The following is a 15,700-nucleotide window of genomic DNA, read 5'->3' as shown; positions in this document are numbered from 1 at the left end:
TGTTTGATATCAAATCACCATAGGGTTTATGCGCCGATTGTTGCTGCTCTCAAGTCTTGCCATCGGCTTGGTGATTCCTTTKACACCAGTTGTTTGCTTTGCCCAAGCAAATGCGTCTCAAACAAACGACGGTTTCAACCTCAGCTCCGTTGATGCCCTGCTTGCTAAGGGCGATCGGGAAGCAGCGAGCGGCAACTTAACTGAAGCGGTGAAGTCTTACGACAAGGCCCGTAATGCCTCCCGGTCTTTGTTGTCTTTTTATCGGGATTTGGGCGGYGCCTTCCGCGGCCTTGATGCCCGCATACCAAGGGATATGGACCAAAAGGGTCGTGAATCGATTGAAAAGTTAGCCCAGGCCAACTTGCGTTTAGCGGCTGTTTATAGGCGTCAAAACCAATCGGAAGTGGCCGTACCCCTGCTGGTGGAAGTGGTGAAATTGATGACCCCYAGCACYGTTGATGGGCGYAAGGCCTATCAGCAACTGGTTGAGGTGGGTTTTGTTTCTACCCCCTACGCTGCACCTGCAGCAGCTGCTACCAACTGATCTAAATGGTTCAACCAAATGCTGTGGCAGCCGCTATCAGCCAGGTGCTGCCCGGTGCCCAAGTGGAAGTGGAAGACCTCACCGGTGGCGGCGACCACCTCCAGGTGAAGGTGTTATGGGAGGGCTTTAGGGATCTATCGCGGGTGAAACAACACCAGCTGGTTTATGGCGCCTTGCGCAGTGAACTGGCCAGCGAGGCGATCCATGCCCTTGCCTTAACAACTGCCTGCCCCTCCTAGGGTTCAACAAGATCGCTTATTTCTGCAATTCCCATGGATGCTTCACTCAAAAGCCGAATTGAAAGCTTGATTACAGCAAGCCCTGTGCTGCTGTTTATGAAGGGCAATAAAYTGATGCCCCAATGCGGTTTCTCCAATAATGCCGTTCAAATWTTTAATGCCCTAGGGGTGCCATTCGATACGTTTGAYGTATTRAGCGACCAGGAAATCCGCCAAGGGATCAAGGAATATTCGGAGTGGCCCACTATTCCCCAAATTTATGTAAAGGGTGAATTYCTAGGTGGATCAGACATCCTGATCGAGCTTTACAACTCCGGKGAGTTGAAAGAAAAGCTGGCGATCGCCCTTGCTTCCTAACGCCGTTCGGTTTCATACAAGCGGCTGGGGTCGCCATCGGGGCCCACAAAACTGGATGGATCGTGWATCCAACGATCCACCAGTTCTTCAAATCGCCTTTGGCTCAAGGGATCAAGCTGTTGTGTGCGCCTGAGGGCATGGCAATAACCATCGGCATAAAGCCGCAGTTCAGAGGGGCCGCTGTATCGCARCGCCATCTCTTGCATGGCATCACAGAGGCTTTGGAAATGACGAATGGCGTCGGGGTGTTGCAGCGCGGTCATGGGGGGACAGCTGGTAAGGCATCGCCTTTAGCCAGCAAAGCGGATCATCCCAGTTACGGTAGAGGGCCCAGCTAACTCATTGGTGGAACCCCCAGGCCAGTACCGCATCCTTGTGGTGGATCCACACCCCACCTTGCGGATGGTGCTTGCCCAGCGATTGCGCCAAGACGGCCACATGGCCGCTGCTGTGGGTAGTGCCACTGAGGCCCTYGAGGTTTGCATCCAAGAGCAACCWGAGCTGCTTGTGAGCGCTGAGCTGCTCGAAGAAACCACCGCTTTAAAACTGGCAGCCCAGCTKCGYTGTCCCGTGATGGTGCTCACGGCCCGCACGGGGGCAGAAGCGGTGGTGTCTTTGCTTGATGGCGGTGCGGAAGATGTGTTGCGTAAACCATTTGGCCTGGAGGAACTGGCCGCCCGCTGCCRCAAATTATTGGGCCGCAGCAGTGGCCTGCAGGAAAAAGTAAGCGTTGGCCCCCTAGCTGTGCATCTGTTGTTGCGGCAGGTAACCCTGCGGGATCAACCGGTGGAATTAAGCCCGCGGGAATTTGCCTTGCTCTGCGCTTTGATGATGCCCCCCGGCCATGTGCGTAGCCGCCAGGAGYTGCTCACCATGGCCTGGCCGCCCTTTAGCGGTGGCCCCCGCTCCGTAGACACACAAGTGCTCACCTTGCGGCGCAAGTTGGAGCAGGCTGGTTTAGGAGAAGGCGGTGGTATTGAAACCGTGAGGCAACAGGGCTACCGCTTTAGCTTGGATAATTTGCCCGATAAGGATTCAACCGTTGATGCCACCCCCCAAGACCAGCTGCCAACTCAAACCTTGGAACCAGGCACTGAGCAACTCAGCGGCAAGCAACAAAGCACTTAAAACAGCTAACAATTGATAGGTCCAGGGCGGTGTTAGCCGCTGSACGGAGCTGGTGTTTATACCAGTGGYCMGCTGCAAATTAGCCAGCAGTTCCGGAAAATTTGCCACCCGTTGYGGTAACAAAAAAGAAGCATCTTTTGTACGTAAGTAATACACACGGCCCGCCTGGCTTGTGGCAACAGGTAGCAGGGCCTTGATATCAGCTAGTGGTAGCTGCCAGCCGCGGCGCATAAACCAACGGCACCAGCTGGGATAGCTAACTTTTAAACTGTTGKAATCCAGCTGTACCTCTTCACTAACGAGGGCTAATASCAGCAAAAAGCCGAGCAGGGTGGCTGCCAATAGCCAATATTTGATTGCGATTGGAGCAAGCACGGGTAGGGGTAACACCAGAGCTAAATACAAAATCAGCAATGTGTACTTAATCAGTGGAGCCATCGGATAGGTGCTCATTTATTTATGCAGGTAGGGCCCATGGRTTGATGCCTAAATCAGCGCCGATGCGATGGGCACAGGCAAATCCACTAAAGGCCACGGCATTAAGCCCTTGGCCTGGAAAACAGGAATCTCCAACGCAATAGAGGCCATTGATGCCGGTGCGATTAAAGGGCATSGGCAACAAGCCGGGTAAACGCATGGCTGGAATTGGCCCGTAGCTGCCCTGGTGGCGGCCAAGGAAACGGCGATGGCTGCGGGGAGTGCCCACYTCWMGGTGGCTTATTCCATTCGTTAGGCCGGGCAGTAGTGCCTCTAGGCGTTTGATTAATTGATTGGCATCCGCTGCTTTTTTTGCTTTGTAAAGGGAGGGCGATAGKCCTTGCCAATGCTCCATGGAGCTGGGCGTAAAGCAGTGCAGGATATGTTTACCAGCCGGCGCCAAGTGGGGATCCAAAAGGGTWGGCATAGACACAAAAACAACCCCCTGTTCCGCCTCAAGCTGTTGCCAATCTTCKAGTAATAAGTGGTGGCAATGGAAACCAGGCGGCACCACTGCAGCATCAATGCCTAAATGAAGCGAAAGGAAAGATGGCGATGGCTTATAGCGTTTTCGCCAAGTATTTTCTGCTTTTGGGCTGTGGGCTGAATSAATTAAATYACCAAAAGTATCCCAGCGGGTGGCATTACTTACCACTTTGTGGCTGCGGATTTGCTCCCCATTCGCTAGTTGCACGCCAACTGCTCTGCCATCTTCTAGCAAYACCTTYGTTACCCTGGTTTTGTAGCGAATTTGGCCGCCATGGCGTTCTAAGCCGCTAACTAATTTTTCTGCAATCACSCCAACACCRCCTTTGGGATAGTTGATGCCACCGGCATGGCGATCAGAAAACACCATKCCTGCATTTATCATCGGCGTTCGATCTGCGGGCATCACACTCCAGCAGAAACATTCCATATCAATAAATTTGAGYAGCTCTGGATCATTGATATGTKTCCGCGCCACATCACCCACATTTATGGGCAGCCAGCGGGCAAGGCCAAGGCAGGCTAGTGGTGCCTTAAAAAACACCTTAGCTAGATAGGCGGGATCTTCAAGTGATAACAATGGCATTGCATCAAGGCARTTAAATACCTGCCAGCAAGCATTATAAAAWGCGCGTATTCCWTTTTCTTCTTTAGGAAATTTAGCWATCAAAGTTGATATAAAGTTTTCATAGTTGCGATCAACTGCAACYGATAAGTTGTTTGGCAGATGATATTCAAGCTGGGCTGGATCGGCGATGGTTTCGCAGTATTCACCCACATCAGCAAGGGCGCGGGTGAGCAGGTTGGTGTGGCCTTTTTCACCAAAACCAAAAATCATCGAGGCACCCACGTCAAAGGTGTAGCCAKYYCGYTTRAAGCTGCCACCCGATCCACCGGGTATCAAATAACGCTCCAGCACAAGCACCTTGGCGCCTTTTGCCGCCAGTTGRCTAGCGGTTACGAGGCCGCCGATGCCGGCACCAACCACGATTACATCCCAATGGGGGCTGCTGCTGTTCACCTTGGCTGCGGAGCTATTRAAAGCGACCCTAGGGGGTTATTAGTGCCGGCTGGATATCGGTGGCCCAATGGACATGGGGTGCRCCAGGGTGGAGAGCGTTGCTGTTGCGCTGATCCAGCCAGRTATTGATTTGCGGCCTTGGCGGTGCTATAAGAGTTTGGAGGRTATTTGAATGCCAACACCTCTTGAACTTGTCGGGAACAGCATCCCYTTAAAGGATGACAATACTCGTGTATCTATTGAAGGTGTTTTAGCGGGAGCATCCCTAGCTGTCGTATTGTCTATATTGATGCCAGAAATGGTTGAGGCCGCTGAATGGGCTCAAAAATTACTAGATGGCCCCGGGCCTATTGAATCAAACCCTTTAGAAGACGGAGGCCGGCCAGCTCAGAGCAGGGATCAAATTCAGATTCAACCCCTCAACCCTAATCAGTTCCAAGGAATTGAACCTGTTGATCTCGGCCCAGAAGGATTTGCACGCCAATCCTCAGCACTAAAGCCTCTCTCAGAGCCCCCCATATCCGGGATTTTGGGTGGTGTGCAGGCTTCTAATCCAGTAAATCCTGCACCTAGCAATGGGGATTCTTTAGATGTACAGGGTGGCGACCCATTACAAAGAAGGTTAACTAAGCCTCTGAATAGTGTATTTAGTGATTCCGTGAATCCTGAATATCCTMSCGTTGCTCTTAATCTTGTTGAAGATAAGCGTTATATTAAAATTGATGTTAATAGCCCCGTAAGTGCYGTAAGCGCGAGTGTGGAAGGTGATAGTAATGCKGCTGCTAAGTTGAACCTRGTTGGGCTCGATAGTRCGTCTATTCAGATTAGCCCRCTCAACTATATGGGTCGCGCTATTTCYTATAATGARGGAAGATTAMTAAAAGATACTATTAACTTACCGTCGATAGCTAACTCGGGGCTCGTTAGGGGCAATTTTATCTCTAGCGGACTTGATATTGGTCAAACTCCCACCATAAGCGTTGCAACAACAGGGGTTGTGGATTCGGTGGCCCGWTCCCTTAAACTTGATTCGYTTGCAAGTACAGAAGCCCAGAATAATTCTGTGCTTAATAGTCAGATTGTAAGTTTACGCGATGCCGCTGAATTCGTTAGTATTAAAGCAATGGATTTCATCGATTTGCTAACTCAAGCAGGTAGGCTTGCCGCCGGGAAAGTTATTAGTACCACTACGGGATTAACAAATACAAATCTTTCAACAGGAGATCGCAATGATTCAATATTAATTCATGCTAATACAACTACTGAYATACAAGCTTCTCAAGGYAATGATGGGATTTTTCTTGATATTGGTGTAAATACAATTGGCTTGAATGGCAGTACTATAAAAACCAATAAGGGAGACGATGAAATCCAAGTGATTTCAAAAATGGATAATATTGATAATTCAGAACTTCCAGGATTTAATCTAAATATTGATCAGCARCATAAACTATTAGATGGAGATATTAGCATTAGTCTTAACTCAACTGCRCTTAAGCATAGTAGTATTGATACTGGGGCAGGAAWTGATCGCATTTTCRTTGATTCTGGCATAGATGAGTATTTGGCAAGTCAGATCAAWTCATCTGGTGTTGATAGGGATCATAATTTAAAAACTAATATCAGTAAAAGCATTGTAAGTTTAGAGCARTCTAATATCACTACTGGYCTGGGARATGACATTSTATTATTAAGAGGRGATGTGGTTGATAGCAAGATTGATTTAGGCYCCGGAAATAATCAACTTGTTATACAGGGGAATGTTGATTCCGATTCTTCGATYAAGATTAATGAGAATGATGTTTATATTAATATACCACTTTATGGACGCACTGAACAGTTAAGTAACGGTAACGATACTTGGTTTGCAAAGGATTCATCAGATGTATCTCTTGTGCTTGCTGGGGACGGAAACGATACACTTGAAAGTAGGGGTAATTTTAATGAGAGGGTTGAAATAATCGGCAATAATGTTGGYAAGCTTTATAACACTGTGTTTATATCTACTGAAAATATTAATTTAGGGGCAGGCAATGATGTTGTGTCGTTCRAAAAACTTGGATCTCTTTCTGGTAATCTAGATGCAGGTTCTGGTATTGATACCTTGTCTTATGAATACTCTCAAAATAATTTGATTTATACAGGACAAGATCATAATTTACTGAATTTTGATTCGGCTACTTCTGGTGGTTTATCTGGGTTTGAGCTAATTGATGGATCGAATCAAGGTGATATAATTGTGCTTTCTAACGGCAGTAATGGTTTAATTGATCCGATTCGTAGCATCTCACTTGGCTCCGGCTCAGATTTTGTTGCTTTCAATGATGTTAATTCTCTTGTTAAGGGCTGGGATGGAATTGGTGGAGCACCGATCATTGAAAACTTTGATTCATCTATGGGCGATCAATTTGCCTATCGCTATGGCAATGCTGATGATAATTGGATGATCCAAAGGGATATTATTGCGCTKCCTAATGATATCGTAAATCTTGGAGTTAGCGATGGATCAGTTGGTTTGCTAATAGGCATTTCCAATGAGAAACCTACTAACGGATCCTTGTATCTCACAGGCCAGCCGGGGGGCAACCTAGAACTTGCCAAGTTGATTAGTTTCAACCTTCCGACAAGTCAAAATGTTTCATTGTAGTTGTTAACGGATTTTTCTAGTATTGTCAAAGAAGATATTTAATTTATCTGTAACAATTGAGATCACGGGTCGTTTGCTTACAATTATTAAAGCGGAAACCGACATACCTGCACGGAGGTTATAYGYGCCTTTCTTTTTTGTTTGRAGGATATTATTATCAAGTTCTACATTYGCAGGGAAACGKGTGAATGGAGTGGCTTGGTCTGGTGGAAGGGAATATCTGCCGATATTGGTTATTTTACCTTTGATAGCCCCATATTCCGTAAAGGGAAATGAATCAATTCTAATTTCTGCTGGCATACCTACTTTTATAAATCCAATCTCAGAATCTTKAATAAATATCTTTGCTCGCATATTAGCAATTGAGATCAAAGAAAGACTAGGTTTATTTGGCGTTGCTATTTCGCCATTAGCAATTGACAAATTGTGTACGTAGCCGTCAATWGGAGCACGGACTAATTGAAGTGAAGATCTGTATTGTTGGTCTGCTATGCGATTTTTTACTTGCAGATACTCCTGSCTGGCCGTTATGTATCGAGTGAATGTTTGTTTCTTATCAAGGGCGGTGATGTAAGAGTTTTGAATGATTGCTTGTTTTATTTTTCGATCAGCATTAAGTACTTCTAGTTTTTGGCGTTCCTGCTGMGCGCTGAGCTTTTTAACATTATCCTCCTGCTTCATGGCATCTAATTCGGCAATGGCACCTTGAGAGGAAAGGGTTTGATAACGCTTCAAAATATTTTTATTGGTTTCAAGCTGGCTTGTTGTCCCATTTAGATCGGCTATGGCTTGCTGCTTTTCATTTTTTGAACGTTGAATATCTTCTTTAGATGATATACTTTTAAGTAGTAATTCTTGCTTGGATGCTAATAAGTTTAATTCGGCTATTGTTGGTATTTTACCTGAGGTTTTAATGCCGAGGATTTGCTGGGAAACGACAAGTTCAGAGAGCCAATAAGTACTTATCTTTTTGAGATTGTCTAGTATTGTGGCAGAGGAATCATCCATTATGCTAAATAAAGGCTTGCCTTTAACTACGTATTCCCCATCTTTAACAAAAACTATTTTAACAATTCCGTTAACAGCAGGAGATATATCGCGTTTACCTKTTGTGGGAACTAATTCTCCCCGAGCATCAATGGAGRTGTCAATTTTATTAAGAAAACCATAAATGATTGCAAAGCTGGTAAGGCCAATTAGTGCCCAAACGATTCCACGACCCCAGGCCCGGGTGGAGCGAGGTAGCGTGGTTCTACGTTTTACATAGCCAGCCGAGTAAAATTGATTGTTATCTTCCCCGTTTGATTTTGGTTCAGCTTGTTTAGTAGCTTCTACATTTGTGCTGATACTTTTGTTTTTCTCATCAGGTAATTTTTCCATTGTTGCTTATGCCAAYACCAGCCCAGCAGGCATCTTGCCTGGGGAGGAACTACTGGATTTACTTTGCTGACGGAATAGTGTGTAGTAGGCACCTTTGAGAGACATCAATTCTATGTGTGTTCCAGACTCTATGATTTTTCCATCTCCCATCATGATGATTTTATCGGCTGAGGTGATGGAACTTAGTCTGTGGGTGATGAAGATTGTTGTACGGTTTTGGAGCTCCTTCATTAGATTATCGCAAACAACACGTTCTGTTTGGTAGTCGAGAGCTGAGGTGGCTTCGTCCATGATCAGCATTTTGGGTCGTTGCAGGATTGTTCGGGCGATAGCTATTCGCTGGCGTTGCCCACCGGAAAGGTTTGATCCTTTTTCGCCAACTTGGTTTGAATAACCGGCTGGTAAAGACATGATGAAGTCGTGGGCGCATGCTACTTTTGCAGCTTCTATTACTTCTTCTGTGGTTGCTTCTGGMGATGTAAGCGAAATATTTTGCTCGATGGAACCGTCATAAAGAATGCTCTCTTGTGGCACCACGCCAAATTGTCGCCTTAGGCTATATAGTTCTACTTTATTAATATCTACATTATCTAGAAGTATCAAACCAGATTCAGGGTTATAGAGCCTTGTGAGTAATTTTGTGATGGTACTTTTACCTGATCCGGAGAGGCCAACAACTGCTACAAATTGACCGGGGTCAATTTTTAATGAAATTGATTTAAGAAGAAGAGGAGATGTKCGTTGGTAGCGAAATTCTACATCTCGGAATTCAACAAGACCAATAATGGGTGGCATACTGATACGGGTAGAGTTATCTTCAGGTGCTTCAACTGGTGTATCGATTACATCACTGAGGCGCTCAAGCGATAGTGCGGTTTCTTGGATGCTTTGCCATACGCCGGTCATCCTTAATAGGGGAGTAGTTACGTAGCCAGCGATCACTCGAAAAGCAATTAATTCGCCAAGTGTTAGATCACCAGAAAGAACAAGATATGCCCCTGCCCAGATAACAAGTAGGCCAGAAAGTTTATTAAGAAAGTCGTTGATGCTGCTAGCCGTTGTGCTAATTAGTGTTACGTCAAAACCCTCTGCAATGAAATCTGTATAGAGTTCTTGCCATTTCCATCTGCTTCTTAACTCAATATTTTGAGCTTTTACGGTAATCATGCTGCCGATTACTTCTAAGAGGTGGCTCTGGGTTTTAGCGCTAGCCAGCGCTCTTTTTTGTAGTCTGGAACGAACTATGGGCGAAACAATGATTGTAAGGATTATGAGAATTGGTATTACTGCAAGGGAGATTAATGTTAGCTGCCAGCTGTAGATAAGCATAACAATTACATAAATAAAAGCAAATACAGCATCAAGAATTGTGGTTAGTGCAGTGCCTGTAAGAAAGGCGCGTATTTTTTCCATTTCAGATATCCTGCTACTAACTTCTCCCACTGGTCTTCTATCAAAGTAGCTCAGGGGAAGCCTGAGCAGGTGATCCATAATTTCGGTACCAAGGCTAAGATCAAGTCGATTTGTAGTGTCATTAAATAGGAATGTACGAAGACAAAGTAGCAGGCCTTCAAAGATGGCAAAMACCACCAATAATAACCCTAGAATGCCAAGAGCATCGGGGCTTGAATTAATGATGGCTTTATCGATTACCTGCTGAATTAGAAGTGGATTTATTAAGCCAAATAGCTGCATAAAGAAACTAGCCAGTAAAACTTCCGTTAGAACAGCCCGATATTTAGTAAGTGCTGGAATAAACCATTTAAAGCCAAAGCGTCTTGTTGGAGTTGTATCTAGTTTGCGCAAAAGCAAGAGTTCGCCAGCKGCCCCCCATTGATCTTTAAATTCGTCTGGGTTGAGTTCCACCAGCCCTACTGATGGAATACCTAGCAAAAACTTACCTTTAGTGTATCGGTAAATTATGGCTAGGCCATCACCCCAAAGCAACAGTAAAGGATATTCCAAACGTGAAACTGCCTCTGCCTCTAATTCAAGCAATTGGGTTTGCAAGCCAATTGATTCGGCTACTGCACCGCACAGGGCTAGGGAGACTATTCCATGACGGTTTACCTGATCGCCAAATATGCGTTTAAATAATTCTTTGCGAAACGGTATTGTGAGATGATCAGCCAGCATACGAAATGCGGCGATTTGAGAATCAAGTGAACCAATTCCTTTATGGAAAGGGAATGAACTAATGGGTCTGGTTTGGATCTCTTCAATGTGGATAGGTTCTGGATCTGGCAGTTGTGGTGTTTCATCTGCGATGGTGAGCTGATTATTTGAATTTTCGTTRTTGGCTTGGGAAGGAAGTATTTTTTTCGAACGAACAGCAGCYTCGTGATTCTTCCAACTTTGAAAAAGTTTAGTTTCCAGATTGGTTGTTGTTTGGTTTGTGTCTTTTACTTCAGTTTCTTCGAGAAGTTGTTCTAATTTTGTGGATTTGATTCCAAGAAATCTAACTAGTATTTCTTGATTGGTATTATCTGGATTAATATTCCTGAGAAATACTTCAGCATCTTCGATTACACAGCCAGAGGGGAGATTGGCTGAAGAAGCAATCCAGGTTCTGCCTTCTGGTAGTTTTGCAATTAATTCTTGTGTGCCTAGGCTTAAAAATTGTGAAATACTTATAGATAGAACTTGTGAATCTTCGGCTAGTTGTTGTGCTGTGGGGATAAGTTTTAAACCAATAACGAAAGGGTATTTGTTTAGATAAGCTTCAAGCACATAGAAGATTTCGCTTGGATTGATACTTTGGCGGATCCGGTTTGCAAAGGCTGTATTCATAGCCATTGCAGATTGCATTGCTGTGTATGGAACTGCGATTACAACGGTTTCTGATATTGCGATAAGTGTTTCTAAAGAACGTCCACAACTAATAGCAGACCAGCCTGTGAGGGATCCCGCTTGAAACTTTTGAAGGGTRGCAAGTTGTTTGGGTAGATTTTTTGAATAAACAACGGAACGAATTGAACCTTGAATTATAAAGAAAACATTTTGYTGTGCTTGGTTTAATCTGGCTAGGGTATCACCTAATTTGTATTTGACATATTTAGCATTTCTTGAAAGTTCATCAATAATTTCGGATGGTTGATCGGCGAGGAATGGAAATAGTAGGAGGGTATCTCTTAAGGAGTTGTTGATTTCAGTCATTGGTTTTCAAGTAAATGGTCGATACAGTTTTTTATTAAAATTTCAAGATCCTTTTCATAAAGTTCTCGCATCAGCTGGATGCGTGTTTCGTCTGTCATCCGTGCTGGTTGAGTGTGCACGAGGGTGAGGATTAGAAACCATTTATCAACTTGAACTGGAGGATGAATTTCTTCAGTGCTGATAGTAGTGAGAGCCTTTTGGATGGCGGGATGCACCTGTAGGAGTGGTATTGGACCTACCAAACCTTTGGTATATCTTTCGTCGCCTTCTGAATATCTTTGTGCTAGATCACCAAATGTAATATCGCCATCAATTAGCCTAAGATATAACTCATCCGCTACACCTGGCGATGATACTCTAATTACACCATAAACAATTTTTTCTAGYGCTGCCCTGCGTTCTAGGAAATAGGGATCTACGATTTCTTGGTATGTTGAGTTAATTAGTTTTCTAAGTTGTAATTCCCTGTATCTRCTAAYRAGGATCGGCTTTATRTTTTCGGGCGCWTGATTYATTGTATCAATTGGATTGCTAAATATTTTATCYGGTGGTAAGGGYAAACCTTCTGCTATTTGTTTATTCACCATATCAATTTCTTGTTGATCAAATACTATTTGGCCAATTATCAACTGGTTAGCGATATTTTTAATTATTTGAGGTAGGGCACCTAATTCTGCAAGAAGGGAKGYAATTTTTTTTTCTTGCAATGAATTTAGCTGAGCTGTTATGGCAGCATGGAGGGTTTCGCTTGGGATGAGCTCAGTCATTGCTATATTTTATGTGTGCTAGGAGCCGAGGCAAGGTACTTGTTGCTTTTATGCTGGATTTGTTACGGCAAGCAGGGTAGGTGTGGAATTAATTGCTGCGATTTTGGCTTCAATACTGGTTATTGGGCTTGCTATTGTGCTGGCTGGCGCTGCGTGGAAGGTTTTTTTAGCAATTGCTGCTAGGAGTATTGATAGCGTGCGTGATAGGGGCCAGGTTGATAAAGTAGTAGTTAACCATAACCGTTTGCTTYATTTAATTGCACAGGAGCGTAAGCGAAAAATAACGGAACAGAAATATCGATTTACTGATCTTAACGGCCAAACAGTTTWTTTAACTGTGGCTGAGCAAAAAATATTTAAAACTGAATGCATAATTTCTTTGGGATTAGCTTTAGTTAAACCATTTACCAAGGCTGAAGTGCGCAACCATTGGCGRAAAAATGTAATCAATTGGCATCCAGATCAAGGMGGAGATGTAGAKCAATGGCTCGTGAGGTTAAGAGCGTATGAGGCTTTGATGTTGATGAATGAGTGAATATATTGATTTGGTGTGAATCAATGAAATTTATAGCGCAATCGGCACGCCCATGCCTTCGCCGGTGGCACTGCCAAAACGCACGTTGGAGTGGTTAAAACCAGCGCCGTTGTTGATATTRATRATGCCCATGCTGATGGAACCTGAGCTCCAATCGCCATCGGCATCGTAGAGAAGCTGGCGKGTATCGCTGGCGTAGGCAATGGAKGGCATGGCTTTACCTAGATTATTAATATCTTGAAGGGATCCCACAATCAGGCCRATGCGATTGGGGTGGTTTGCTGATGTTTCAACGGCATCTAGTTCTCCATCAGCACCGATTGAAAATAATGTGCCTTCAGATTTCCAGGTGGTTTCGTCGAGGTTTGCAAGGGCGGCRTTKAGTTCWACGGTGTCGCGCCAGGGGCCAGCTTCGAAGCTGCTGATCACATCGATATTGCGAAYRGCRCCGGTGCCATTGGCGGTGAGGGAGCCATCAGCACCCCTATTGGCAAGGATTGAATTCTGTATGGCAACGGTTTGGGCACCAAGCAGAACGCCTTCTTTCCAGAGCAGGTTTTTTTCATCCGGATTGAGTTTGGCCCAGAAGTTTGGATCGGTGAGGGCTGTATTCACCTGTTTGCTGGATGTGGCCATCAAGGAGGCACCACCATTGCCCATCAGGAAGTTGTCGACGCTTTCGGCATTACCAACCAGGATGTCTTGTCCGTAACCACCATCGAGGGTTTGGAGATTGAAGATGCTATCGGCTTGCTTACCGGAGATGAGCATGTCGTTGCCGATGTCACCCCAGAGGTTGATATCACCGCGCACATTACCGGTGATTTGTAGGTAGTCGTCGTCGGCACCACCCCAAAGGGCTGTATCTTTGGCGCGATCGAGAACGATGCTGTCGTTGCCGAGGGAGCCGTAGAARGTGGCCACATTGGATGCACCTCGGATAACGTCGCTGCCCATGCCGGAATCRACTTTGGTATTRCGGAARCCGTTGTAGCCATTKAGTTCGTAGGGATCGCGGGCCCCTTGATCGAGRTAKACGGTGYTTGAGAGGATGCCATCGCCATTGGCATCAAGRCCGGCATCGGTTTCACTCATTAYMAMACCAAGGATGCGRTCRTCACCTTCATTTGTATAGATGGTGACKTTGTCGAAACCTGCGGCATCGAGCACACCGGCGAGGTGATTAAAGCGATTGCCGTAATAGATACCATCGTCTAATACACCACCACTGGCAGCGATCAAATCGTTGCCGCGGTGGGTGTAGATCTCTGTATCGCGGATACCAATACCAACCACGTTGATGCGATCAACTTCYGATGGGCTAATGATGTGGTTATTGCGGCTTGCTAGATCAACGATTGCAAGACCACTGCCGGTAACGGTGGAATTTAGGGTAGGTGCGCCGTAGAGGGTGGAGCCATCAACACCGATGGCTTGGGAGATGATTTGGAGGTTTGGATTGGGCTCTGGGGTGAAAACAACCCGGCCGGCATCGGCGGGATCAAGGCGATCCCAGCCGCTGCCCACAATCATTGAGGCCTTGGCTGTGGCCGAACCACCCATGGAGGCAACGCCATTGCTATTGCCATTTGGCACGTTGTAAACAACGGCATTTTCTAGGCCCTTGGCATCGGCGGTGATGTAGGTGGTTTTGATCAGATCGGATTCGACCCTGTGATCAACTTGGGCGTCGGCGGCTACGTTKGCGAGGGGTTGGCCATAGATCAGGTTGCCGGTGTAGAGGGTGTTCCCGTAGGCGGGATCAACCTTGCCCGTAGCGGGATCGATTATGTCGTTGCCGCCACCTTCCAGGCCTCGAACAATGGCCGTGCTTTTGATATTGGCTTGGGTGATGCCGCCGCGGACATCACCGAGSARACTGTCGTCGATTGTTAAMGACTTYGCTGTTAGGGGCGATGCCTGGGTACCGATTTGGAGCAAGCGTCCAAATCGATCGGTGAAGTTGATGTTGGCCAGACCAATTTGAATGGCCTCGGCGTTGGTGTAGGTRTTACCGCGCCCTGATGTGTAGGCAATGGCATCGGAKGTGCCGGTGATRGTGCCGCCACCACCTTTGATCGTGAGGTTTGGAGAGTTGTAGAGACTGGCATCATCAACGGTTGCCGGGTCGCTAAAAGCAATCGGTTGGCCTGTTTGGGGGTCAACACCGTCGGTTTTTACTGGTTTTCCAACTTGTTTTCCAGTTGGGTAGTCTTCTTTGACAATGCCCGTGAAAAGACCTGTATCGGTTTCTGCTAGTTCACCTACCGCTTCAACTTGTTTAACAGTGCCCGTGAACCTGCCGGTGGGAAGAATCAGGACGGGTAGATCGCCGTGCTCGGTTTCGTAGTGRTTGAGGGGTTGGGCGGAAGGAGCGGTGAGCTCRATGCCAACATCRGAGAGGAAACGGCTGTTACCAGCACCGATACCACGGGCAAAGGCCTGGGCATCGGTAGCGAGCTCCCCGCCGGCCAGGCTGGTATCGCGAAGGACTTGTAGCTCACGGGTGGTGGCCTTGGCGGTTGGGTTGATGCCCAATACCAGGTTGTCGCCAGCGGTGAGGATTTCTCCTGGTTGAAAGACTAGGGCTATGGCCCTGGATAGTGCACCCACTTTTCGACCTCTAATCTCTCAATAATTTTAGTTTAGTTGATACCCGAAGAAGGGGGCCGAAGCCCCCCACATTGGGAAGTTATCCTCTCTCCTGGTTTTGTTAGGCCTATGAAGAAGCGCGACCAGCAACCGAGCTGGCGGTGGATTCGGCCAATCCGGTGGCATTGGCTGTGACCGTACCCGATCCGAGGATGGTGACGTTGTAGTTACCAATCCCAACCGCTGTGGTGGTGGCCGTTGCTGTTGCGGTACCTGCAACAGAGCTTGCTACAACTGTGTTGAGCAAGTTGGAGATGGCTTGGATGTTGCCGGAGGTGACGATGTCTCCAGTTTGAGGAGTAGCACTAAAG

14 protein-coding genes are annotated in these 15,700 nt (G+C 46.3%); 6 read left to right on the top strand and 8 right to left on the bottom strand.

Annotated elements, in window-relative coordinates; all coding sequences use genetic code 11:
• Positions 1-28: 28 nt before the first annotated feature.
• From C7K08_RS06595 to grxD, 3 genes are read left to right on the top strand one after another with little or no spacing between them, the layout of a single operon-like run.
• Positions 29-544, top strand: a complete 516-nt coding sequence (locus C7K08_RS06595; RefSeq protein WP_106499848.1) for a tetratricopeptide repeat protein — start codon at positions 29-31, stop codon at positions 542-544.
• A gap of 5 nt (positions 545-549) precedes the next feature.
• The gene (locus C7K08_RS06590; protein WP_106499847.1) at positions 550-783 is read left to right on the top strand and encodes a BolA/IbaG family iron-sulfur metabolism protein; all 234 of its coding nucleotides are present in this window, start codon (positions 550-552) and stop codon (positions 781-783) included.
• A 33-nt stretch (positions 784-816) separates the two neighbouring features.
• Positions 817-1,140: a Grx4 family monothiol glutaredoxin gene (gene grxD / locus C7K08_RS06585; RefSeq protein WP_106499846.1), complete on the top strand. Its 324-nt coding sequence runs from the start codon at positions 817-819 to the stop codon at positions 1,138-1,140.
• Here the strand turns inward: grxD and C7K08_RS06580 are convergent.
• Positions 1,137-1,403 carry a DUF6761 family protein gene (locus tag C7K08_RS06580; RefSeq protein ID WP_106499845.1) on the bottom strand — a complete coding sequence of 89 codons (267 nt, stop codon included), beginning with the start codon at positions 1,401-1,403 and terminating at the stop codon, positions 1,137-1,139. The two genes, grxD and C7K08_RS06580, sit on opposite strands and share 4 nt — an antisense overlap.
• A 79-nt stretch (positions 1,404-1,482) precedes the next feature.
• On the opposite strand from C7K08_RS06580, the gene C7K08_RS06575 reads away from it, so the two are divergent.
• Complete coding sequence (locus C7K08_RS06575; RefSeq protein WP_272867428.1) at positions 1,483-2,268, top strand: response regulator transcription factor; 786 nt, start codon at positions 1,483-1,485, stop codon at positions 2,266-2,268.
• Here C7K08_RS06575 and C7K08_RS06570 read toward each other — a convergent pair.
• Both C7K08_RS06570 and crtH read right to left on the bottom strand, forming a co-directional pair.
• Positions 2,176-2,706, bottom strand: a complete 531-nt coding sequence (locus C7K08_RS06570; protein WP_241537108.1) for a hypothetical protein — start codon at positions 2,704-2,706, stop codon at positions 2,176-2,178. The two genes, C7K08_RS06575 and C7K08_RS06570, sit on opposite strands and share 93 nt — an antisense overlap.
• A gap of 19 nt (positions 2,707-2,725) precedes the next feature.
• Positions 2,726-4,252: a carotenoid isomerase gene (gene crtH, locus C7K08_RS06565; RefSeq protein WP_106499842.1), complete on the bottom strand. Its 1,527-nt coding sequence runs from the start codon at positions 4,250-4,252 to the stop codon at positions 2,726-2,728.
• 172 nt (positions 4,253-4,424) lie between these two features.
• On the opposite strand from crtH, the gene C7K08_RS06560 reads away from it, so the two are divergent.
• A complete protein-coding gene (locus C7K08_RS06560; protein WP_133165168.1) occupies positions 4,425-6,899 on the top strand; it encodes a hypothetical protein in 2,475 nt (824 codons plus the stop codon).
• Positions 6,900-6,902: 3 nt separating this feature from the next.
• On the opposite strand, the gene C7K08_RS06555 is transcribed toward C7K08_RS06560, so the two are convergent.
• The 3 genes from C7K08_RS06555 to C7K08_RS06545 are packed head-to-tail and all read right to left on the bottom strand — an operon-like array spanning position 6,903 to position 12,202.
• Positions 6,903-8,279: an HlyD family secretion protein gene (locus tag C7K08_RS06555; protein ID WP_106499840.1), complete on the bottom strand. Its 1,377-nt coding sequence runs from the start codon at positions 8,277-8,279 to the stop codon at positions 6,903-6,905.
• Between the two features lie 6 nt (positions 8,280-8,285).
• Positions 8,286-11,435 (bottom strand): peptidase domain-containing ABC transporter, encoded by a 3,150-nt coding sequence (locus C7K08_RS06550; RefSeq protein WP_106499839.1) that lies wholly within the window; start codon positions 11,433-11,435, stop codon positions 8,286-8,288.
• The gene (locus C7K08_RS06545) at positions 11,432-12,202 is read right to left on the bottom strand and encodes a peptidylprolyl isomerase (protein ID WP_106499838.1); all 771 of its coding nucleotides are present in this window, start codon (positions 12,200-12,202) and stop codon (positions 11,432-11,434) included. Before C7K08_RS06545 ends, C7K08_RS06550 begins: the two co-directional genes overlap by 4 nt.
• 82 nt (positions 12,203-12,284) lie before the next feature.
• Here C7K08_RS06545 and C7K08_RS06540 point away from each other — a divergent pair, with 82 nt between their 5' ends.
• Positions 12,285-12,737 carry a hypothetical protein gene (locus C7K08_RS06540; RefSeq protein WP_106499837.1) on the top strand — a complete coding sequence of 151 codons (453 nt, stop codon included), beginning with the start codon at positions 12,285-12,287 and terminating at the stop codon, positions 12,735-12,737.
• A gap of 30 nt (positions 12,738-12,767) precedes the next feature.
• Here C7K08_RS06540 and C7K08_RS06535 read toward each other — a convergent pair whose 3' ends face one another.
• On the bottom strand, positions 12,768-15,350 hold the full coding sequence (locus C7K08_RS06535; RefSeq protein WP_106499836.1) for a hypothetical protein: 2,583 nt from the start codon (positions 15,348-15,350) through the stop codon (positions 12,768-12,770).
• Positions 15,351-15,456: 106 nt separating this feature from the next.
• A partial coding sequence (locus tag C7K08_RS15435) for a hypothetical protein (protein ID WP_161955825.1) occupies positions 15,457-15,700 on the bottom strand: 244 nt, incomplete at its 5' end.

The sequence above is a fragment of the Synechococcus lacustris str. Tous genome, from assembly GCF_003011125.1.
Classification (GTDB): Bacteria; Cyanobacteriota; Cyanobacteriia; order PCC-6307; family Cyanobiaceae; genus Synechococcus_D; species Synechococcus_D lacustris.
The sequence above is the reverse complement of the archived record's forward strand: the minus strand, read 5'-3'. Positions and strand labels throughout refer to the sequence as shown.

Excerpts from the sequence above, each read along its gene's own strand:
- C7K08_RS06590 (WP_106499847.1), top strand. The coding sequence starts at position 550 with ATGGTTCAACCAAATGCTGTGGCAGCCGCTATCAGCCAGGTGCTGCCC.